Origin of the sequence: Marinobacter sp. UBA3604 (assembly GCF_002375325.1) — a bacterium.
GTDB classification, from domain to species: Bacteria; Pseudomonadota; Gammaproteobacteria; order Pseudomonadales; family Oleiphilaceae; genus Marinobacter; species Marinobacter salarius.
This window is the reverse complement of record NZ_DFMB01000051.1, coordinates 69428-90381: the sequence shown is the minus strand read 5'-3', so window position 1 is coordinate 90381 and position 20954 is coordinate 69428. Positions and strand designations below refer to the sequence as shown.

Genomic DNA, 20954 nt, shown 5'->3' with positions numbered 1-20954 from the left:
GTCCCGTTACCGGTGTGGCGGTGTGACGTTTGTCACGGGCTGTAACGAACAGGCGGTTCCATGTATATTTCTGAATAGCATGTATAATTGCTGTTACAGGAGGTAGCCTGTATTGTCAGTTGGATAGCTGATCTTCTGACAGGCAGCTCTGTTCCGGCCATGTAGGGTGACGTTGGCCGGACGTTTCAGAAACCGGAAAAACAAAATCAGAGATGGATGGCGTGGAACAGACGAACGAAAGTTGGCGGATTCTTATAGTCGAAGATGATGAGAGGCTGGCAGAGCTGACCAGGGAGTACCTGGAGAGCAACGGGTTGACTGTCACCCTCGAAACTCACGGTGGGAACGCGGTGGAGCGCATTCGCAAGGACCAGCCGGATCTGGTCGTGCTTGACCTGATGTTACCGGGTGAGGATGGACTGTCTATCTGCAGGCGCGCGCGGCCTTTCTATCCGGGCCCGATTATCATGCTTACCGCCCGCACGGACGATCTGGACCAGGTGCTCGGCCTGGAAATGGGGGCCGACGATTACATCGGCAAGCCGGTTCAGCCAAGGGTGCTGCTGGCAAGAATCCGCGCCTTGCTGAGGCGGGTTACCGAGAATGGTTCGGTGGCTGCGGAAGAGGGTAGCGGTGAAGAACCGGTCAGGCTGCAGTTCAACAACCTGGTGGTGGACAGGTCAATGCGCGAAGCATGGTTGAACGACGACAGTATCGACCTCACCAGTGCGGAATTCGACCTGCTCTGGCTATTGGCAAGCAATGCTGGCCGAGTGCTCAGTCGGGAGGAAATCTTCACCGCCCTGAGAGGGATCGAATACGACGGCCAGGACCGTTCGATCGATGTCCGGGTTTCGAGGATACGTCCCAAGATTGGCGACGATCCCATCCACCCGAGGCGCATTAAAACCGTACGCAGCAAAGGCTACCTGTTCGTAAAGGAAGCCTGACTGTTCAGTCTCTGGCGCTGGCCCGGCGGGGCCGGCGTTCATTGCCAGGGTTATCGCAATGCCCCTCAAGTTTTTTCTCAAGCTTTACGCCCGGCTGATTGGTCTTACCTTTCTGATTCTCCTGTTTTGTGCCGCATTGTTCCTGGGTGTGAATTCCGTCAGGGAGCAGTACTGGCAGGAACGTTTTTCAGAGCCCCTGTTGCGTTGGCTTGTCGCGACACCTCATTCTCAGCAACAGTATCCGTGGCTCAAGTCCTTCTACGATTTCCGGGTGACGCCGCCGGGTAACCTGTCGGTGTCCGATGTCATCATGGAGCGCCTTTCCTACGGTCAGGTAGTGGCGATGGACACCAGTATCGGCCAGCAGGTCATGGTCCGGAACGACAGCGGTGGGATCATCGACCTGCGATTTCGGGATATCTACAGCGATGTTGCCGAGGCAACCGCTCTCATCGCGCGTCTGCATCTTGATGACATGTCTTCGGATGGCCGGGAAGGTGCCATGTCGCAGCTATCCGATACGCTCGGGGTAGAGCTGCTGCCGGTTCGGGATCAGGCTGCACTTCCGGATTCCGAGGTTCTCGAACGCGTCTCCGAGCGGGGTATCTCGCTGTACCATCATCCCTCCCGGGATCGTGCCCAGGTGTTGATCCGTCTGGAAGATGGCACTCTCGTGGACATGGCCATGCCCGCGCCCTTCAGTCCCTGGGCATGGCCGGTAATGCTGCTATTGCTTGTAGTGGCGGGAAGCGTTCTCGCACTGGCTCTCTATCTGGCGTTAAGGGATGTGGACAGCAATCTCCGGGCCGTGGAGTCGGTGGCAATCCGCATAGCCCGGGGCGAGATGGGGGCGCGGGTGGATGCCGGCGACAGTCGCCTTGTGTCCCGGTTGGCCGCTGCTTTCAACAGTATGGCGGAGCATATCCAGCGTCTGGTAGGGGTTCAGCGGGAAATGATCCACGCGGTTTCCCATGAGCTGAGAACACCAGTTGCCCGTATTCGATTCGGTGTCCAGATGATCGAAAGCGCCAACTCTCCGGAGGCGCTCCAGAAGCAGCTTGACGGCATTGACGGCGACATCCAGGAGCTTGATGAGCTGATCGATGAAATCCTGACCTACGCCCGGTTGGAGCAGGGTGGCCCTGTATTTGCGCTTCAGGAGCAGTCGGTCAGTGATATCGTTCGCCAGGTGGTGGGCGAACAGCAGATGATCCGCCCGGACCACACCATCGAGGCAGATATTGACGATGAATCCGAGCGTTGGTCGCTGTCCGACGTGGAGCCGCGGTATCTGCACCGGGCGGTTCAGAATCTGGTAGGAAACGCTGCCCGATACGCGGCCGGCCGCGTGAAAGTCCACTGCCAGTTTGATGAGGATAATTGCCGCATTGATGTGGAGGACGACGGCCCCGGTATTCCCGAAGAGGATTGGGAAAAAGTGTTTACTGCATTTGCTCGCCTCGATGACAGCCGTACCCGAACCTCGGGCGGTTATGGCCTTGGCCTCTCCATTGTCAGGAGAATCCTCTACTGGCATGGTGGGCAGGCGTTTGTCAGTCGCAGCGACGAGTTGGGCGGAGCCCGCTTCAGTCTGGTCTGGCCTCGCAAGAAGCCGGTGGAGCACACCCTCTAAGCCGTTTTGTGATGCGCCTCTCAGCCCCTAACCTGATGTAACAAAGGCGCAACACAACCTCAACTGAAGGCTGGGCAATCCGAGCCGATACTAAATGTGTAAGGGATGACTTTTGAGGTTGTAGTTCTTACGAACTTTCCTTGTTTCATTCGTCATTTGAGGGCCGGTTTTCCGGCCCTTTTTTTATGCCCGACTTTCCCATAGCGTTCTTAGCAATCCTTTGAGAAGATTGCAGCATTGACCAGAACAATGCTGAAGCACCTGAAAGGACGCCCCATGACCCAGCACCTGCTCGCCATCGATCAGGGGACCACCAGTTCCCGCGCGATCATTTTCAATGCCTCCGGCCAAGCCATCGCCACGGCGCAACAGGAATTTCACCAGTACTTTCCGAAAGATGGCCAGGTGGAACATGAGGCCGGCGAAATCTGGCACAGTACATTGGCGGTGTGCAGGGAGGTTCTCGAGTCGTCAGGGCTGGATGCCTCAACCCTGGCAGGTATCGGCATCACCAATCAGCGGGAAACCACGGTGATCTGGGATCGGAAAACCGGAGAGCCAATTCACCGCGCGATTGTCTGGCAGGATCGACGCACAGCGTCTGTTTGCACCAAACTCAAATCCGATGGCCATGAAGGTAGGGTGGTGGAACGCACCGGCCTCTTGATTGACCCGTATTTCTCCGCCACCAAGATTGCCTGGATACTCGACCATGTGGACGGTGCCCGTCAGAGGGCGGAAGCTGGCGAGCTTGCCTTCGGTACTGTGGACTGCTGGCTGCTCTGGAATCTGACTGGTGGGCGCTCCCACAAGACCGATGCCACCAACGCCTCGCGCACGGCGTTGTTCAATATCCATAGTCAGCAATGGGACGACGAGTTGTTGACCCTCTTCCGGGTTCCCCGGGCGCTGTTGCCGGAAGTGCTCGATTCTGCCGCGGATTTTGGCACCACTGACAGGCAGTGGCTGGGGGCATCGGTGCAGGTCGCAGGCATCGCAGGCGACCAGCACGCAGCATTGATTGGGCAGGCCTGTTTCGAGCCCGGTATGGCGAAAAGCACCTATGGCACCGGTTGTTTCCTGATGCTGAATACCGGCGAAAAGGCGCTACGCTCCGAAAACCGGTTGCTGACAACCATGGCGTATCGTTTGAATGGCAAACCGTGCTACGCCATGGAAGGCAGCATCTTTGTTGCCGGCGCCGCCATGCAATGGCTCAGGGACGGGTTGAAGCTTATCAGTCACGCCAGCGAATCCTCTGATTACGCCTCGGAAGTGGGGGTGGAAAACCCGGTTTATCTGGTGCCGGCCTTTACCGGACTGGGTGCGCCCCACTGGGATCCCCATGCCCGCGGGGCGATTCTCGGCCTTACCCGGGACACTGGAATCGGCGAGATCGTCACCGCCGGCCTGCAATCCGTGTGCTATCAGACCAAGGACCTGATCCGCGCCATCCAGAACGATGGTGCGTCCCTGCAGGCACTGCGGGTGGATGGTGGCATGGTGGTCAACGACTGGGTGATGCAATTTCTGGCGGATATCCTCAATGTGCCGGTGGACCGCCCCCGCGTGACGGAGACCACGGCTCTGGGGGCGGCCTATCTGGCCGGGCTGCAGACCGGTGTATACCAGGGGCTGGACGAGATAGCACAACTCTGGGAGCGGGAACATCGCTTCGAGCCGGCTATGAAGCCGGCACTGCGGGAGACCCTGTACGCCGGCTGGCTGGATTCCGTGGAGCGGGTTTGTAATAACTGAGGTTCGGGCTCTCAGGTTCTCTCGAAGGCGATCAGATGGTCTGCCTCCACCCGGACTGGCACGTGTTCGCCCAGGTGAAAGTCCAGATGGCTCCGGAACAGGGCCTCGAACTCGGTGTCTTCCGAGCAGCGAAAGCGATAGAGCGTCGACGTCCCGGCAAAGGTCTTTTCCACCACTTTTGGCTTAAGTTCGGAGTTGGCATCGTAGACGATGTCGTCTGGCCGGATCAGCACGTCGACCAGCGTGCCGGGTTGCCAGGTGTATGCGCGGTTGCCGCGGATGACTCCCAGCTCGGACTCAATCGTGTCCGGCCCCAACGCTTTTCCTGGAACGAAACCTCCCTGGCCCACGAAACCTGCAACAAAACGGTTGGCGGGTTCGTGGTATAAGTTGTAGGGCACGTCCCATTGCTGTATTCCGCCGTCTTTCAGAACCGCCACCTGATCACACATGGCGAAGGCTTCCTGTTGATCGTGAGTGACCAGGATGGCACTGATGCCCAGTGTCTTGAGGATTTCCCGCACATCCAGGCTGAGTCGGCGGCGCAGATCTGCGTCGAGGTTAGAGAACGGCTCGTCCAGCAGTATCAACGTGGGTTCCGGTGCCAGGGCACGGGCAAGCGCCACCCTTTGTTGCTGCCCACCCGACAGTTCATGGGGGTAGTTGTCGGCAAGATCCTGCAGATGAACCACCTTGAGCAACTCGGTGACTTTCTGATGTTTTTCCTCGCGATCCTCTCTGCGCAAGCCGAAGCCGACGTTTTCGGCAATTGTCAGGTGCGGGAACAGGGCGTAGTCCTGAAACACCATGCCGATTCGGCGCTTCTCAGGGGCGAGAGTGCGACCGGGCAGGCTGATGGAACTGGACTGCAGGCAAATCTCACCGGTATTGATGGGAAGAAATCCTGCCAATGCCCTGAGGATGGTGCTTTTTCCGCAACCGCTGGGGCCCAGCAGGCAGCCGATGTCGCCGTGACTGAGGGCAAAGTTGACGTTCCTGACCACTGAGCCATCGCCATACCCGCAGGACAGGTTGTTTACTTCCAGCAGCCAGTCAGCAGGCTGAGCCAGGCTATCGGTCATTCGGTCAGTCCAGTCGATTGAGGATCAGGAATTCCAGCAGCGCTTTCTGGGCGTGCAAGCGGTTTTCGGCTTCGTCCCAGACCACCGAACGCGGGTGTTCCATCATGTCCGCGGATATCTCCTCGCCACGGTGCGCCGGCAGGCAGTGCATGAACAGGGCGTCCTTGTCCGCCAATTTCATCAGCGAGGGATTGATCTGGTAGTTCTGGAAGACTCTCTGACGGGCTTTCTGTTCATCTTCCTGCCCCATGGAGGCCCAGACATCCGTGACCAGGAGATCGGCACCTCTGGCGGCTTCAGCCGGATCATGAACCACAGACACCCGATCCTGATGGGTTTTCAGCAATTCACTGTCAGGTTCGTAACCCTCCGGGCAGGCAACGCGCAGGTTAAAGCCGAACTGCGTTGCTGCATTGATGTAGGACTGGCACATGTTGTTGCCATCGCCAACCCAGGCAACCGTACCGCCACGAATGCTGCCGCGATGTTCCCGGTACGTCTGCATGTCGGCCAGCAGCTGGCAAGGATGGAAATCATCTGTCAGAGCGTTGATGACGGGCACTCTGGAGGCCGCCGCGAATGCGTCGACGGTATCGTGGGAAAACGTCCGGATCATGACAGCGTCCACCATGCTGGAAATCACGATGGCGGAGTCTTCAATGGGTTCTCCTCGTCCGAGCTGGGTATCACGGGGAGAGAGGAACAGAGCAGCGCCACCGAGCTGGGTCATGCCCGCTTCGAAGGATACCCGCGTACGGGTTGACGACTTCTCGAAGATCATTGCCAGGACACGATTCTTCAGGGTTTCGCGCACGACGCCCTGGCGCCAATCGTTGCGGAGTTTAGTGCCGTGGTCGACCAGACTTTCAAGCTCGTCGGAGCTTAAGTCATTGAGTGTGAGAAAATGTCTTGCTGCCATGGAGTGGCCCTTAATTAATCGATAACCCTATCCAAGAAATCCGGATCTATTCGTGGTTACAACCGGCCCGCGGTGGTCATTGTCCTGAAACGGCAATACGCCAGCACGCGGTGAGAGCCGCACTGGCGGGAAATACGGAAACGGAGGTTGCCTGAAAGGCAGGGGCTCAAGTCTAGCCCGTCAGGGGGCTGAAGACAACGCCAGGGCATATGCAGGTGTCAGGCGGTGTTTGGTGAGCGTCACGGGACGTGTACAATAGTGTCAGGCATGTCGCAACCGGGCGACCCCGTTTCCAATGAGAGGTGAGAGTTCATGGACATCAACGAAACCATCAAGAGCCAGCTTGAGGAAAACGCCATTATCCTCTATATGAAAGGCACTCCACAGGCTCCGCAGTGCGGTTTCTCAGCGAAGACCGTCCAGGCGCTGATGGCATGCGGCGAGCGGTTCGCCTTTGTAAATATTCTTGATAACCAGGAATTGCGTGAAGGCCTCAAGGTCTATTCAAGCTGGCCCACCTACCCGCAGCTCTATATCAATGGTGAGCTGGTAGGCGGCTGCGACATTATTCTCGAAATGTCGGAAAGTGGTGAGCTGGCCGAGCAGGTCAAAGCCGCTGCGAAACAGGCAGAAGCCTGAGTTAACCGTGTTTAAAGTCGTTCCGGGGCGAAAATGAGTTCGACCCGGAATTGCTTCCTTCCTGAGTATTCTTCCGGTGGTTTTGGATAAGGGCTGGCTAGCAGGGCAGCCTGATAAATCGCTCGGTCTATGTCGTTGAACCCCGTCGATTTGGTGACCTTGGCACCAGTAAGTGCTCCGCTTGGGAGTAGTTTCAGCTCAAGCTGACTGCTCACCGGCTCGGTGACACTGCGGCTGGAAGGAACCGGTCGTTTGCCGAGTTCCTTACCAATGTGTACGGCCAGGCTTGCCGTATAGGGATCCACATCTCGTGGCGACGAGGTTATCTGAGTGACCTTTTCCGGCGTGTCCTCCACCGGTTGCTCCGGGTTGCCTGCGGCAGTAGCGGCCGAGTCCTGCGAGGGCGTTGTCCGTGCTGGAGATTGGGGCTCCACCACGGGTGTTTGTGGTGATGGCGCCGAACGCGCAGTTGGTTCTTTGTGCCGGGGATGACTGGTGTCGACTTGCGGCGATTCCACAGCAACGGGGTCACGCTGGTCGCTGGTGGACGTTGGTTCAGTTGTGATCGTGTTGCGGTCCGGAGCTGTCGTGCGAGTCGGCGATGTCGCGCTGGCGGCGGATTCCGGCAAGGTGCCAGGACTGACCAGTTCCACTTTCACCGTCTGGCGATGGCTTTCCGCGCTTGGAGCCGTATAGGGAAGGGTGGCCATTATCAGGGTATGAAGCAGTAAGGCAACCGATATCGCCAGGGTGATCCGGTATTTGTCCGGGAGGCCGGTAACACTGCCATACTCCAGCATTGTTGCTCAGACGCTCCCAGTACTTTTAACCTGCCTTGCTCCGCAAGCTGCCCACGACTGCGTCCAGCGCCCGGTCAATCAGCGCTCCCTGCTCAAGGACGGTCAGACGGCCGCGCCGCATCTCATGCGCCAGGTCGGTGCGGGTTTTCTCGATCACCTTGAGCCCCATGCGATTTACGAAAACAAAGCAGTCTGCTTCCTCAATGATGGCGGACAGTTTGCAGCGGAAGCTGGCCCCGTTGACCAGGTTGAACTCCACCCAATTGCCGATTTCAATAGCATCGATCTGTGCCACATATTCGGCGATGGCGGCGTCCTCAAGCTCCTGTTGGCGCTCGATGGCAGTCTGATGAGCCGTGGGGATGTCTTCTTCGGGCTCCGGCTCGGGAGAGTCCTCCATGGCCTCGGCCAGCGCGTTGGCTCGGAAAGCTTCCGTTAACTCGTGCTTGAGGTCCGCCATCATCTCATCCAGCTTGGATGAGTTGTAGGAAACCTCTTCAAGCCCGGCCCGGAGTGACTTCAGCAAGCCGGGAACCACGCGAACCCACTGATCCCGCTCTTCATCTTCCTGATGCGGATGCAGGCACCAAATGAGGTCATCCACCACGCGGACAGTCTGTAGCCAGCGGTGTTCCACGTCGTCCCTCAGGTAAGCCAGGAACATCACCCGGCTCCAGCCGTTGATCAGGATGTTCCGCACTGGCTCCTGAAGCTTGTATCGCGCCAGTTTTTTCTGCAGCAACTGATCGACGGTTTCCTGAGCTTTCTGCGATTTGATACGTCCGCGCTCGGATTCCCGGGTGCGCTGCTCCACCAGGGAGGACTTGCGGTTTTCCCTTGCCAGGAACTGTTCGAACTCCTCACCCAGGGTTTCAAAGAGTGTTACGTCACCATCGAATTCGTTCAGTATGCGAACGACAATGGCGTGGATCTGCTCGTACAGCTTGTCGCGGGTTTTCTCGTCACTCTCGCTCCAGCCAATGCCGGCCCGTGCCAGGGAGTTCAGCAGGCGGCGGGCTGGGTGAGTTGCTTTACTGAAGAATGACTTGTCCTTGATCACCACCTTGAGGATGGGGATCTGCAATCGGCTGATCAGGACCTGCACGGGGGCCGAGAGGTTGTAATCGTCGAGAATGAATTCAAACAACATGGACACGAGGTTGATCAGGTCCTCGTCCATTTCCGCCAACGCCGGCTTTTTGCCATCGCTGGTCGTTCCGGCCTGTGCCAGCAACTGTTGGACAACCTGATGGAGGTCAACCATCACCGGCTCGCCGGCACTCAGGTTGCCGCTAATCTGTTCGCCAGGGGGGTGTTGGGGAAGTGAGCCGAGCAGACTTGCCAGTTCCGCTCCCCCAACGACATGAATATTGGGGTCGGATGCCCGCGGCGGAATGCCTGCGTTGGCGCGCTGGAGCGCCAGCATCTGCCGGATCTGGTCGAACATGGCGCCTTCATGGTGCCCTTGCTGACTTTCCGCAGCAGCGGGTTCCGTCATCGCGCTGGCGTTCCCACCTGTTTCGTCAGCGTGAGTGCCGGATGCTGTCTTGCTCTGCTGTTTACCGGCCTTGCCGTGGTAGCGGAAATTCGGAATCACGCCGGCCTGGATGAGGATTCGGTTGGCTTCGTCCAGCAACATGCCAAGGTTGGAGACAACGTAACGATCAAATTGCTTGAGCAGAATCAGGCGTTCGCGTATCTGGATTTCCAGCGCCTGGATGGCTTCCACAAAGGCGCTGCAGAGATGTTCCGGCGCCATGGGGTTAACCGGCGCTTCGTCACTGGCGCCCGGATAAACCACGCTGAAGCGTGTCTGCAGTTGTAACAGGGGACCCTGAAAGTGGACCTTGGACTTGGTGATCATGGCATTGAGGGCAACCTGTTCTTCCAGGTCGTCGTCGCCTACCAGCGACAGGCTGTCTGAGCTGGTCTGGCTGGCTAGACTTTCGTCGGCTGCCACGCTGCCGCTTTGAGGCGGATTGGCGAACAGTTGTGCTACCGCATTCTGGAAGTGACGCTCTACACCCTTCCGCTTGATACGGATTTCGCGCATGGCCTCGAAATAGCGGTTTTGCTCGTTGTTGCTTCTGGCGTTGTTTGCCAGCTCGAACAGCGAGTCATCAACTGCATCAAATGCACCCTGCAACAAATCCCCCAGTCCAGCAACGACAGTGTCGCGGATGCGAACCACCTGCGCAGGTACGGGATTTGAGCTCCCTGCCTCCCGGTGCTCGCGGAGATAATGTATGCCGGACTGCTTATTCATGGCCGACTCCTGTGTACGCCTCAACCGGATACATGACCGAGCTTACAGCTGTATTTTTTCTTTATACGTTAAATCTACCGCATTTTAACACACGGTAACATGACCAAACGCTAACAAAACCCACTAATGTTCCAAAGCACCCTAAGGAACGGCGGATCATATGCCTTACGGCATGTTGTTATTATTTTTTGCGTGACTCCAGTCTTGGGTGGAACCGCATTTCGGTCAAGAAAAATATTAAAATTTGATCTTTCTAAATAGTCAGGTGTTATAGCCAGATGATCTAGCCCATAGCGCGCTTTTTCTTCTTTTTGGGGTGAACGATCGCAGCCTTGACCACATTGTCCTTGATTTGGAGCACCTCAACGCGGTGCCCGCCCACCTTCAGGCACACGTTGGTGTCCGGGATGTTTTCCAGGGTTTCGGTGATGAGGCCGTTGAGTGTTTTGGGGCCATCAATAGGTAGCTTCCAGCCAAGGGTTTTGTTGATGGTTCGCACAGCGGACGTACCATCGATGATGTATGTGCCGTCGTCCTGGGGAATGATGTCGGGGCTGGTGGCGGCGTAATCGGTGGTGAATTCGCCAACGATCTCCTCAAGAATGTCTTCCAGTGTCGCCAGGCCAAGTACTTCTCCGTACTCGTCAACAACGATGCCGAAGCGTCGTTTCTCCTTCTGAAAGTTGATCAGTTGGGTGTTGAGGGGTGTGCTTTCCGGAATGAAATAGGGCTCACGGCACAGCTGCATCAGCATGGCCTTGTTGATTTCATCGTGAAGCAGGAGTTTTGAGGCGTTGCGCAGGTGAAGCACGCCCTGAATGTTGTTGATGTCCCCCTTGAACACCGGCAAGCGAGTGTGCTGACTGCTTCTTAGTTGGCGCAGGATGGTGTCCAGGTCATCATCCAGATCGATGCCGACCACCTCGTTGCGTGGCACCATGATGTCGTTCACGGTCACTTTCTCAAGGTCGAGGATGCTAACCAGCATGTCCTTGTGTTTGGCTGGGATCAGTGCGCCCGCCTCATTTACAAGGGTTCTCAGTTCTTCGCGGCTGAGGTGCTCGTTGGCGGCATCGTCGGCGGACACGCCGATGATCTTCAGGATGGCGCCTGTAAACAGATTAACCGCCCAAACCACGGGATAGAGTAATTTGAGCAGCGGTCCCAGTACGTGGCTGGCTGGAAAGGCAATCTTTTCGGGAAACAGTGCAGCAAGGGTTTTGGGTGTGACTTCAGCAAAGATCAGGATGACGATGGTCAGCAGGACGGTGGCGATGGCAATCCCGGCATCACCCCATATACGGATGGCAATCACCGTGGCGATGGCCGAGGCAAAGATGTTGACGAAGTTGTTGCCTATCAGGATGACGCCGATCAGCTGATCGGTGCGATTAAGGAGAGATTGTGCTCTCCGGGCACCTCTATGGCCGGTCTTGGCCATGTGCTTCAGTCGGTACCGGTTCAGTGACATCATCCCGGTTTCAGAACTGGAGAAAAAGGCGGAAAGCAGGATAAGCCCTGCCAGGATGATGAACAGCGCGGTAAGCGATGTCTCGTTCAAGACTCAATGTCCTTATGTTGCCGACAAGTTGGGAAAATAGGCGGTTGAAAGTCGGGGTGTCAAGTTGGTGTCTGTCCGGGGGATGATTCGTGGTGGCGTCAGCCGCCTCTGTGAAAAATCAGTTCCAGCACGAACTTGCTTCCGTAGAAGGCAAGCATTAAAAGGGCGCAGCCCGCCAGTGTCCAGCGGCTGGCGGTAATGCCGCGCCAACCCTTTGTATAGCGCCCGATCAGCAATGCTATGAAGACAATGAGTGACAACAGTGAGAACAGCGTTTTGTGGGCCAGATCCTGGACGAACAGATCGTCAATGAACAGAGCGCCGGTCACAATCGCCAGAATCAGCATGACCACGCCTGCCCACACTAGCTCGAACAGCAGTGACTCCATGGTCTGTAGTGGTGGCAGGTTGCGGATAAGGATGCTGTTATAGTTCTGTTTGAGCTGGCGATTCTGAAGGTAGAGCAGTACCGCCTGTATGGCGGCCAGCGTAAACAGGCTGTAGGCTGTCACCGACAATGCGATATGGGAGAGCATACCGTAGCTGTCTTCCGGCACCAGTCGGGAAGGGGAGTGCGTGATCAGGCTCATAATGATGGTCAGTGCCGCCAGCGGGTAAACGCCGAGGAAAAGGCTTTGTACCGGTTTTCGAAGGTTGAGGGCAAGCAGTAAAAAAGCAATCAGCCAGGAAATAAGGACGGAACTCTGGAAGAAGCCGAAATCGAAACCGCCTTCACGGTGAACGGTCTGTGCAATCAGCAGACCATGTGCTGTCAGGGCCAGCAAGCCAATAAGGGTGGTGATGGCGATGCTGGTGTGTACCCGTCCGCGGAAGCTGAGTGCCTGCAGGGCGGTACCTACGCTGTAAAGCAATAACGAAGTGACCGCGAGGATCAGCGTTCCCATGACGTCCTTTTTATAACCACTTTCAAACTCGAGATCGGCGGGGTTCCACGCCGATTTGACCGGGCTGGTCGTTTCAGAGCGATAGTCTGGTTATAATGTCGCGATTATGCAACAGGAATCAAGGAGCCTGATCGGGTTCCGGTGTTTCATGCAACCAATTTATCCGGGTACGGAAGAGCAACATGTTTGAAAACCTCCAGGACCGACTTTCCGGCAGTCTGCGCAAGATATCTGGGCAGGCGCGGCTGACCGACGACAATATAAAGGAAACGCTGCGTGAAGTGCGCATGGCGCTGTTGGAGGCGGACGTAGCCCTTCCCGTGGTCAAGGCATTCATTGAGGGTGTGCGTCAGCGGGCTATCGGGCAGGAAGTTCAGCGTAGCCTGAGTCCGGGCCAGGTATTTGTGAAAGTTGTCCAGCAGGAGCTTGAGCGCGTGATGGGGGACGGTAACGAGTCCCTCAATCTGGCGGTACAGCCACCGGCAGTGATTATGATGGCCGGCTTACAGGGCGCCGGCAAGACCACGACCGTAGCCAAGCTTTCCCGCTTTCTTAAGGAGAGGCAGAAAAAGTCCGTTCTGGTGGTGAGCGCTGACGTGTATCGCCCGGCGGCCATTCGTCAGCTGGAAACACTGGCTGGTGAAGTGGGTGTGGAGTTCTTTCCCAGTTCTGAGGACCAGGATCCTGTTGATATCGCCAATTGCGCCATGGATGCAGCCCGCAAGAAGCATATCGATGTTGTGATTCTGGACACGGCCGGCCGCCTGCACGTTGATGAACAGATGATGGGCGAGATTGGTCGGCTCCATAAAGCCGTCAACCCGGTTGAAACCCTGTTTGTGGTCGACGCCATGACAGGTCAGGACGCAGCCAACACAGCCAAGGCCTTTAACGATGCGCTGCCGCTGACGGGCGTTGTCCTGACCAAGACCGATGGCGACGCCCGTGGCGGCGCCGCGTTGTCGGTGCGTCACATCACCGGCAAGCCGATCAAGTTCCTGGGTGTGGGTGAGAAGTCCGATGCCCTGGAGCCGTTCCATCCTGACAGGGTGGCGTCCCGGATTCTGGGTATGGGGGATGTGCTCTCCCTTATAGAGGAAGCCGAGCGCAAGATTGATCAGAAGAAAGCCCAGAAACTGACAAAGAAGATCAAGAAAGGTAAGAGCTTTGATCTTGAAGACTTCCGTGACCAGCTTCAGCAGATGAAAAGCATGGGCGGCATCGGCGGTCTGATGGATAAGCTGCCCGGCATGGGTCAGATGGCGCAGATGGCCCAGCAACAGGTCAATGACAAGTCCATGGGGCAGATGGAGGCCATTATCTGCTCAATGACGGCGAAGGAGCGCCGCTACCCGGATGTGATTAACAACTCCCGCAAACGCCGCATTGCGACGGGGTCCGGTACGCAAATTCAGGATGTGAATCGTCTGCTTAAGCAGCACAAGCAAATGCAGAAAATGATGAAGAAATTCGGCAAGAAAGGCGGAATGGCTAACATGATGCGTGGTCTTGGCGGTATGATGCCGCCGGGTGGCGCAGGCGGTGGTATGCCCCCGCGTGGGCGTATGTAGAAACCGGGATGTATTCCCTGTTTTCTTTGGCGTTCATTTAGCATAGAATAGCGCCCCTTTCGAGTATGGGTCTTCGCGCCAGCCAGTGTTTTCTGAAGCTTGGCGGGTGTGAATCGTACAAAGTTCGTACAACAGAACAGGATATTGGTCGAAATGGTAATAATCCGTTTGGCTCGTGGCGGCTCCAAGAAGCGCCCGTTCTACCATCTGACAGTGACAGACAGCCGCAAATCCCGCGACGGTCGTTTTATCGAGCGCGTCGGTTTCTTCAACCCGGTTGCCCGTGGCCAGGAAGAGCGTCTGCGTATTGATCGTGATCGCGTCGATCATTGGCTGGGTCAAGGCGCCCAGACCAGCGAGCGCGTTGCACAGCTGCTGAAAGGCGCTGCGGCAGAGTAATTGAAAGAACGTTTCACCACCGGGGTTAGGGTATGGCTCAACACTCGCAGGAAACTGTGATTGGTCAGATTACCTCGGTGTTTGGGGTCAAGGGGTGGCTTAAAGTCTACTCCTACACTGACCCCAAGGACGGAATACTGAACTACCGCGACTGGACCTTGGTCCACAACGGCAAGCGTATCCCGGCCAGGCTTGAGGAAGGTCGCCGGCAAGGCCAGGGGATCGTCGTCAGGTTAAAAGGTATTGATGATCGTGAAGTGGCCCACAGTTACTGTGGTGCCGACGTTATCGTGTCTACCGAGGAATTGCCGCAGCTTCCCGAAGGGGAGTACTACTGGCATCAACTGGAAGGCCTTGACGTTTTCACGACAGAAGATGAGTGCCTGGGTAAGGTGCATCATCTGATAGAAACAGGCTCCAACGACGTCCTGGTGGTGCGGGCAACCGACGCCTCCATTGACCAGCGCGAGCGGCTGATTCCCTATCTTCCGGACCAGGTAATCCGGAGTGTGGATCTGGCCGGCTCGCGTTTGGTGGCCGACTGGGATCCGGAGTTCTGACGGGTGTGGATTGGCGCAGTCAGTCTGTTCCCGGAGATGTACGCTGCGGTGACGGATTACGGGATTACCGGAAGGGCCGTTCGTGATGGTCTGTTGACGTTCACGGCCTGGAATCCTCGGGAATTCACTCATGATCGTCACCGAACGGTAGACGACCGGCCTTACGGTGGAGGCCCCGGTATGCTGATGAAAATTCAGCCACTACGGGATGCCATCCATGCGGCAAGGGAGTCTGCACCCGGACGCGCCTGCGTGGTTTATCTGTCTCCCCAGGGGGAGGCGATGAATCAGGGCGTGGTTGAATCGCTGGCAGCGGAAGAGAGTCTTATTCTCGTCGCTGGGCGATATGAGGGTGTTGATGAGCGCCTGATATCGGCGGAAGTCGATCGGGAGGTGTCACTGGGAGATTTCGTGCTTTCCGGTGGCGAGTTGGCGGCCATGGCTGTCATTGATGCGGTTACACGCCTCATCCCCGGAGCGCTGGGTCATGCGCAGTCGGCAGAGCAGGATTCCTTTGCTGACGGTTTGCTGGATTGTCCGCACTACACCCGGCCGGAGGTTTACGAAGGTCAGGCTGTGCCGGATGTTTTGTTAGGCGGTCACCATGATCAGATCCGGCGTTGGCGGCTGAAACAGTCGTTGAGGCGAACCCGGGAGCGACGCCCCGACCTGCTGGATAAGCGGGTGTTTACGGACGAAGAGCGTGAGCTGCTGGAAGAGATTTTGAACGAACCGGGTGCCTCTGAATCATCAGGGCATTAAAAGATTGGGTATCAGGAGCACATACGATGAGCGGCAAGAACAACATCATCAGTCAAATTGAATCAGAGCAGATGACCAAGGAAATCCCTGCCTTTGCGCCGGGTGATACCGTGGTAATCCAGGTTCGCGTTACCGAGGGCAACCGTGAGCGTCTGCAGGCGTTCGAAGGCGTTGTGATCGGCAAGCGCAACCGTGGCATGAACTCTTCCTTCACTGTACGGAAAGTGTCCTACGGTGTGGGTGTTGAGCGTACCTTCCAGACCTTCTCCAAGCTGATCGACAGCATCAGTGTGAAGCGTCGTGGTGACGTTCGCCAGGCTAAGCTTTACTACCTGCGCGACCTGTCTGGCAAGGCAGCTCGTATCAAGGAAAAGCTGGGCTGATCAGCAGAAGTTGCTGGTACAGTTCGTCAGGAAAAGGCAGCCCAAGGCTGCCTTTTTCGTATCCGGTTGCCGGAACTTTTCGTGCCCGTTTCGTTTCGAGTAGGCCGCCATGCCCCGGAAACCCACCTCCAGAGTTGAGCTTAGATCGCAGGATGAAGCGGTCATTGTGCGCTTCACCGATGCCATCTGGCTTGAAGATGGCTTGGGCGAAAAAACCCGTCAGGCGTACCGCAGTGATCTTGAGCGGTTGGCGGCCTGGCTGCAGGAGCAGCCGGGAACGCCCCTGCTGACCGAGGTGCGCCGGACCGACTTGCTGGGCTGGATATCCCGTGGGTTGTCTGATGGTTTCAAAACCTCCACGGCTGCCCGTCGCCTCTCCGGTCTTCGTCGTTTTTTCCGCTACCTTTTGCGAGAAGGCGTGATCGCTGAAGACCCTACACTGCGAATAGATAGCCCCCGCCTTCCTCGACGGTTGCCGGATTCTTTGTCGGAAGACGACGTGGAAAACCTGTTGTCGGAACCCGATCCTGAAGTGCCCATTGAGCTTCGCGACAAGGCGATGATGGAAATCCTGTACGGCTGCGGTTTGCGGGTTTCGGAGCTTGTGGCTTTAACGGTGGATGAGGTGAACCTGCGCCAGGGGGTGATCAGGATTGTTGGCAAGGGAAACAAGGAGCGCCTGGTTCCGCTTGGTGAAGAGGCAGTTGATTGGCTGGTACGTTACATGAGGGAGGGGCGAGGTGAGCTTCTCAAGGGGCGGGCCAGCAACGCACTGTTTCCGGGTAACCGTCCCGCTGCGATGACGCGGCAGACCTTCTGGCATCGGATCAAACATTACGCACTCCGTGCTGGAATTCGCAAGCATCTGTCACCCCATACTCTTCGCCATGCCTTTGCGACGCATCTGTTGAATCATGGTGCCGACTTACGGGTGGTCCAGATGTTACTTGGGCATTCGGACTTATCGACAACCCAGATATACACCCATGTGGCACGTCAGCGATTACAATCGCTGCATCAGGCTCACCATCCGCGCGGTTAGTTAGAGTGTCGTAACATCCCGGGTTAGTCGGCGGGCATGGCGCTTGGTACACTGAACTTTTTGCGGGCAGCGGTGTCGCACAAACTCGGCGGAATTCGCCGTCTCACAGGCTATATACCTTCGTGATTCTGGAAAACTGGAAACCAATATGCTGATAAAGAACTTGTTTAAACCCATGCTGCCACTGGTGCTCGCGGCTCTGGCGGCTGGCGCTCACACTGCTCATGCGGGCGAGGTCGAGGATGCGATTTCCGACAAACTCACCGCAGCGATTCCGGGGCTGAAGATATCCGATGTCCGCAAGTCGGAGGCTGAGGGTTTGTACGAGGTGTACAGTAATAACGGCGATACCATTTTCACAACGGCCGATGGTCAGTACCTCCTGACCGGCGACCTGCTGAAAGTGACCGCGAACGGTATTGCCAATATCTCTGAACAGGGCAGGGCGTCCCAGCGCGCTCAAACCATGGACGAGTTCGGTGATGAGGGGCTGATCAGTTTTCCGGCCAAGGGCACCGAAAAGGCTTCTATTGCTGTGTTCACCGATATCGATTGCCCATACTGCCGCAAGCTGCATGACGAGGTTCCGCGACTGAACGAATTGGGTATTACTGTCAATTACTATGGCTTTCCCCGTTCCGGCCCCAATACGCCCTCTTTTCGCAAGTATATTTCCGTCTGGTGTTCCGATGATCCGCAGGCTGCCATGAATGCCGCCAAGCAGGGTCGATCCGTGGATGATCAGAGCTGCGAGAACCCGGTCAGGGAGCAATTCGAGCTGGGTAGTCGCGTCGGTGTGACGGGTACCCCGGCGATCGTATTGGAAGACGGTAATATGGTGCGTGGTTACGTGCCGTCTGAAAAACTGGCTGAAGGCCTGGGGCTGCTCTGATAGGCTACGGAATGCCTTGTTTGCCTGTTCATCAGGCGGGGCTTATTCGGGCGCCCGTTAACCGTTATACTATCGCTCCCCACAGCAACCCATCGGGAACAGAGGTGAAAGCTTGAAAGACGTCAATGTCGGAATCTGCGGACTGGGAACAGTCGGTGGTGGTACGTTCAACGTACTGACCCGTAATGCCAGCCTGATCACAGGCCGGACAGGTTTCAATCTCCGTATTGCCCGGGTGGCGACACGCACCCCGCGCAATGATATTGATCTGGGGGATATCCCGTTCAGTACCGACATTTTTGACGTGGTGAACGACCCGTCTGTGGATGTTGTGGTCGAATTGATTGGTGGTTACGAAACCGCCCGGGAGCTGGTGCTGGCTGCCATCCGAAATGGCAAGCACGTAGTCACCGCCAACAAGGCGTTGATTGCGGTCCATGGCAACGAGATTTTCGAGGCAGCGGCGAAGCAGAATGTGATCGTTTCCTACGAGGCTGGTGTTGCTGGCGGTATCCCCGTCATCAAGGCTGTTCGCGAAGGCATGGCCGCCAACCGCGTTGACTGGATCGCCGGCATCATCAACGGCACCGGTAACTATATTCTCACCGAGATGCGCGCCGGTCGTGAGTTCGCTGAAGTGCTGAAAGAAGCCCAGGACCTGGGGTATGCCGAGGCGGACCCGACCTTCGATGTGGAAGGCATTGACGCTGCACACAAATTGACGATCCTGGCCTCTGCAGGCTTTGGTGTGCCGCTGCAATTTGAAAAAGCCTACACCGAGGGGATTTCGGAAATCACCCCTTACGACATCGCTCACGCGGAAATTCTTGGTTATCGCATCAAGCACCTGGGGATCGCGCGTCGCCGCGATGAGGGCATCGAGTTGCGTGTGCATCCCACGCTGGTTCCACGCAGCCATCTCATTGCACAGGTGGATGGTGTGTTGAACGCGGTCCTGGTGGACGGCGATGCCGTTGGCCAGACCATGTATTACGGCCCCGGCGCCGGCGATGAGGCCACGGCATCAGCGGTTATCGCCGATATCATCGACGCGGCCCGTTCCGTGGCTGCCAAGAGCAACCAGCGGGTTCCCTACCTTGGCTTCGAGCCTGCGGCAATGGAAGATCTGCCGGTGCTGCCGATGGAGGATGTTCAGTCCGCCTATTACCTGCGCATACAGGCGCTGGACCGTCCCGGCGTGCTGGCGAAAGTCGCTTCCATTCTCAGTGAGCACGGCATCAACATCGAGTCCATTATGCAGAAGGAATCGGAGCTGAAAGATGGCCGCATCCCGGTAATTATCCTGACCCACACGGTCCAGGAGCGACAGATCAACCGCGCTATTGAAGAGCTGGAAGCCCTGAGCGATATCGACGAAAAAGTCGTCCGTATCCGCGCCGAAAACTTTAACTGACAGGAACGCAAGGTGAGATACATCAGTACACGGGGCGAAGCTCCCGCCCTGGGCTTTGAAGACGTCCTGCTGACAGGCCTGGCCACCGACGGTGGCCTGTATGTCCCGGAATCGTTGCCTCATTTCAGCCTGGAAGAAATTCGAAGCTGGCGTGGGCTTTCCTACAGCGAGCTCGCTTTCAAGGTAATGCACCCGTTTGTCGACGATGCGATTCCTGCGGAGGATTTCCGCAGGATGCTGGACGAGACCTACGGTGATGTATTTGCCCATAAAGCGGTGGCCCCGCTGGTTCAGTTGGACACCAATGAGTGGGTCATGGAGCTTTTCCGTGGCCCAACCCTGGCGTTCAAGGATTTTGCCCTGCAACTGCTGGGGCGCCTGTTGGACTACGTGTTGGAGAAACGCAAGCAGCACGTGGTGATCATGGGGGCAACGTCCGGTGATACCGGCTCCGCCGCCATTGAGGGGTGCCGCCGATGCGAACACGTCGACATTTTCATCCTGCATCCCCATGAACGGGTGTCCGAGGTGCAGCGTCGCCAGATGACCACCGTGAAGGGTGACAATATCCATAACATCGCGGTGCGCGGCAACTTTGATGACTGCCAGCGCATGGTGAAGGCGAGCTTTGGTGACCAGTCGTTCCTCGGTGGTCAAACCCAGCTTGCGGCGGTGAATTCCATTAACTGGGCCCGTATCATGGCTCAGATCGTCTACTACTTTCATGCTTCCCTGGCGCTCGGCGGTCCGGATCGGAGTATGGCTTTCTCGGTGCCCACGGGTAACTTCGGCGATATCTTCGCGGGTTATCTGGCCAAGAAAATGGGTTTGCCGATCTCCCAGTTGGTGATCGCCACCAACCGTAACGACATCCTGCATCGCTTTATGAGTGGCAATCGCTACGAGCAGCTCCAGCTTGAGCATACCTTGTCACCAAGCATGGATATCATGGTGTCCAGCAATTTCGAGCGCCTGTTGTTCGACCTGCACGGCCGCGACGGGGCTGCGGTAAAGGACCTGTTGGAGAATGCCACCAAGGGCCCAGTCAGCATTGAAGATTACCGCTGGAAGCACGCTCGCAAACTGTTTGACAGTGACGCGGTGGGTGATGAGGGCACCACAGACACCATCCGTGAGGTGTTTGACCAGAACGAGTACTTGCTCGACCCCCATACCGCCATCGGCGTGCGTGCGGCCCGAAACTGTCGTCGCGACCCGGCGGTACCGATGATTACCCTGGGTACTGCGCATCCGGCCAAGTTCCCGGATGCCGTGTTGCGCTCAGGTGTTAAAGCCGAGCCGTCCCTGCCGGTGCATATGTCGGATTTGTTCGAACGGGAGGAGCGATACACCGTTTTGGATAATGACCTGTCCGCCGTGCAGGACTTTATCGCCAAACACTGGAAAAATACCTGAGT

Annotated in this window: 19 protein-coding genes; 13 read left to right on the top strand and 6 right to left on the bottom strand. The window is 56.9% G+C overall.

What is annotated here, in order from left to right; translation table 11 throughout:
• Positions 1–212 precede the first annotated feature (212 nt).
• From B2590_RS15575 to glpK, 3 genes are all read left to right on the top strand, one after another.
• Positions 213–950, top strand: a complete 738-nt coding sequence (locus B2590_RS15575) for a response regulator (protein WP_286810965.1) — start codon at positions 213–215, stop codon at positions 948–950.
• 58 nt (positions 951–1008) lie between these two features.
• A complete protein-coding gene (locus tag B2590_RS15570) occupies positions 1009–2583 on the top strand; it encodes an ATP-binding protein (protein WP_286810966.1) in 1575 nt (524 codons plus the stop codon).
• A 276-nt stretch (positions 2584–2859) separates the two neighbouring features.
• Positions 2860–4341: a glycerol kinase GlpK gene (gene glpK / locus B2590_RS15565; RefSeq protein WP_286810967.1), complete on the top strand. Its 1482-nt coding sequence runs from the start codon at positions 2860–2862 to the stop codon at positions 4339–4341.
• A gap of 11 nt (positions 4342–4352) precedes the next feature.
• Here the strand turns inward: glpK and B2590_RS15560 are convergent, their stop codons facing one another.
• Together B2590_RS15560 and argF are read right to left on the bottom strand one after the other, a co-directional pair.
• Complete coding sequence (locus B2590_RS15560; protein WP_036204120.1) at positions 4353–5423, bottom strand: ABC transporter ATP-binding protein; 1071 nt, start codon at positions 5421–5423, stop codon at positions 4353–4355.
• 4 nt (positions 5424–5427) lie between these two features.
• Entirely contained in the window at positions 5428–6342 is a 915-nt protein-coding gene (gene argF / locus B2590_RS15555; RefSeq protein WP_041333511.1) for an ornithine carbamoyltransferase, read from the bottom strand.
• Positions 6343–6654: 312 nt separating this feature from the next.
• Here argF and grxD point away from each other — a divergent pair, with 312 nt between their 5' ends.
• Positions 6655–6981, top strand: a complete 327-nt coding sequence (gene grxD, locus B2590_RS15550) for a Grx4 family monothiol glutaredoxin (RefSeq protein ID WP_036204127.1) — start codon at positions 6655–6657, stop codon at positions 6979–6981.
• An 11-nt stretch (positions 6982–6992) separates the two neighbouring features.
• Here the strand turns inward: grxD and B2590_RS15545 are convergent, their stop codons facing one another.
• From B2590_RS15545 to B2590_RS15530, 4 genes are all read right to left on the bottom strand, one after another.
• Positions 6993–7781 carry a TonB family protein gene (locus B2590_RS15545; protein ID WP_286810969.1) on the bottom strand — a complete coding sequence of 263 codons (789 nt, stop codon included), beginning with the start codon at positions 7779–7781 and terminating at the stop codon, positions 6993–6995.
• Positions 7782–7806: 25 nt separating this feature from the next.
• Positions 7807–10047, bottom strand: coding sequence for a DUF1631 domain-containing protein (locus B2590_RS15540; protein ID WP_036204133.1), 2241 nt, complete (start codon positions 10045–10047; stop codon positions 7807–7809).
• 283 nt (positions 10048–10330) lie between these two features.
• A complete protein-coding gene (locus tag B2590_RS15535; RefSeq protein ID WP_041333515.1) occupies positions 10331–11608 on the bottom strand; it encodes an HlyC/CorC family transporter in 1278 nt (425 codons plus the stop codon).
• 98 nt (positions 11609–11706) lie between these two features.
• Entirely contained in the window at positions 11707–12513 is an 807-nt protein-coding gene (locus B2590_RS15530) for a cytochrome C assembly family protein (RefSeq protein WP_286810970.1), read from the bottom strand.
• Between the two features lie 182 nt (positions 12514–12695).
• Between B2590_RS15530 and ffh the strand changes: the two genes are divergently transcribed.
• The 9 genes from ffh (at position 12696) to thrC (ending at position 20952) form a co-directional block, all read left to right on the top strand.
• On the top strand, positions 12696–14084 hold the full coding sequence (gene ffh / locus B2590_RS15525; protein WP_286810971.1) for a signal recognition particle protein: 1389 nt from the start codon (positions 12696–12698) through the stop codon (positions 14082–14084).
• A 153-nt stretch (positions 14085–14237) separates the two neighbouring features.
• On the top strand, positions 14238–14483 hold the full coding sequence (gene rpsP / locus B2590_RS15520; protein ID WP_286847983.1) for a 30S ribosomal protein S16: 246 nt from the start codon (positions 14238–14240) through the stop codon (positions 14481–14483).
• A 32-nt stretch (positions 14484–14515) separates the two neighbouring features.
• Positions 14516–15043 carry a ribosome maturation factor RimM gene (rimM, locus tag B2590_RS15515; protein ID WP_286811524.1) on the top strand — a complete coding sequence of 176 codons (528 nt, stop codon included), beginning with the start codon at positions 14516–14518 and terminating at the stop codon, positions 15041–15043.
• 3 nt (positions 15044–15046) lie between these two features.
• Positions 15047–15805 carry a tRNA (guanosine(37)-N1)-methyltransferase TrmD gene (gene trmD, locus B2590_RS15510; RefSeq protein WP_036204148.1) on the top strand — a complete coding sequence of 253 codons (759 nt, stop codon included), beginning with the start codon at positions 15047–15049 and terminating at the stop codon, positions 15803–15805.
• 26 nt (positions 15806–15831) lie between these two features.
• The gene (gene rplS / locus B2590_RS15505; protein WP_007154388.1) at positions 15832–16188 is read left to right on the top strand and encodes a 50S ribosomal protein L19; all 357 of its coding nucleotides are present in this window, start codon (positions 15832–15834) and stop codon (positions 16186–16188) included.
• Between the two features lie 109 nt (positions 16189–16297).
• Positions 16298–17230 carry a site-specific tyrosine recombinase XerD gene (gene xerD / locus B2590_RS15500; RefSeq protein ID WP_036204151.1) on the top strand — a complete coding sequence of 311 codons (933 nt, stop codon included), beginning with the start codon at positions 16298–16300 and terminating at the stop codon, positions 17228–17230.
• 148 nt (positions 17231–17378) lie between these two features.
• Positions 17379–18122 carry a DsbC family protein gene (locus tag B2590_RS15495; protein WP_286811525.1) on the top strand — a complete coding sequence of 248 codons (744 nt, stop codon included), beginning with the start codon at positions 17379–17381 and terminating at the stop codon, positions 18120–18122.
• A gap of 112 nt (positions 18123–18234) precedes the next feature.
• On the top strand, positions 18235–19536 hold the full coding sequence (locus B2590_RS15490) for a homoserine dehydrogenase (RefSeq protein ID WP_036204154.1): 1302 nt from the start codon (positions 18235–18237) through the stop codon (positions 19534–19536).
• 12 nt (positions 19537–19548) lie between these two features.
• Complete coding sequence (gene thrC, locus B2590_RS15485) at positions 19549–20952, top strand: threonine synthase (RefSeq protein ID WP_041333520.1); 1404 nt, start codon at positions 19549–19551, stop codon at positions 20950–20952.
• The last annotated feature ends 2 nt before the right edge of the window (positions 20953–20954 follow it).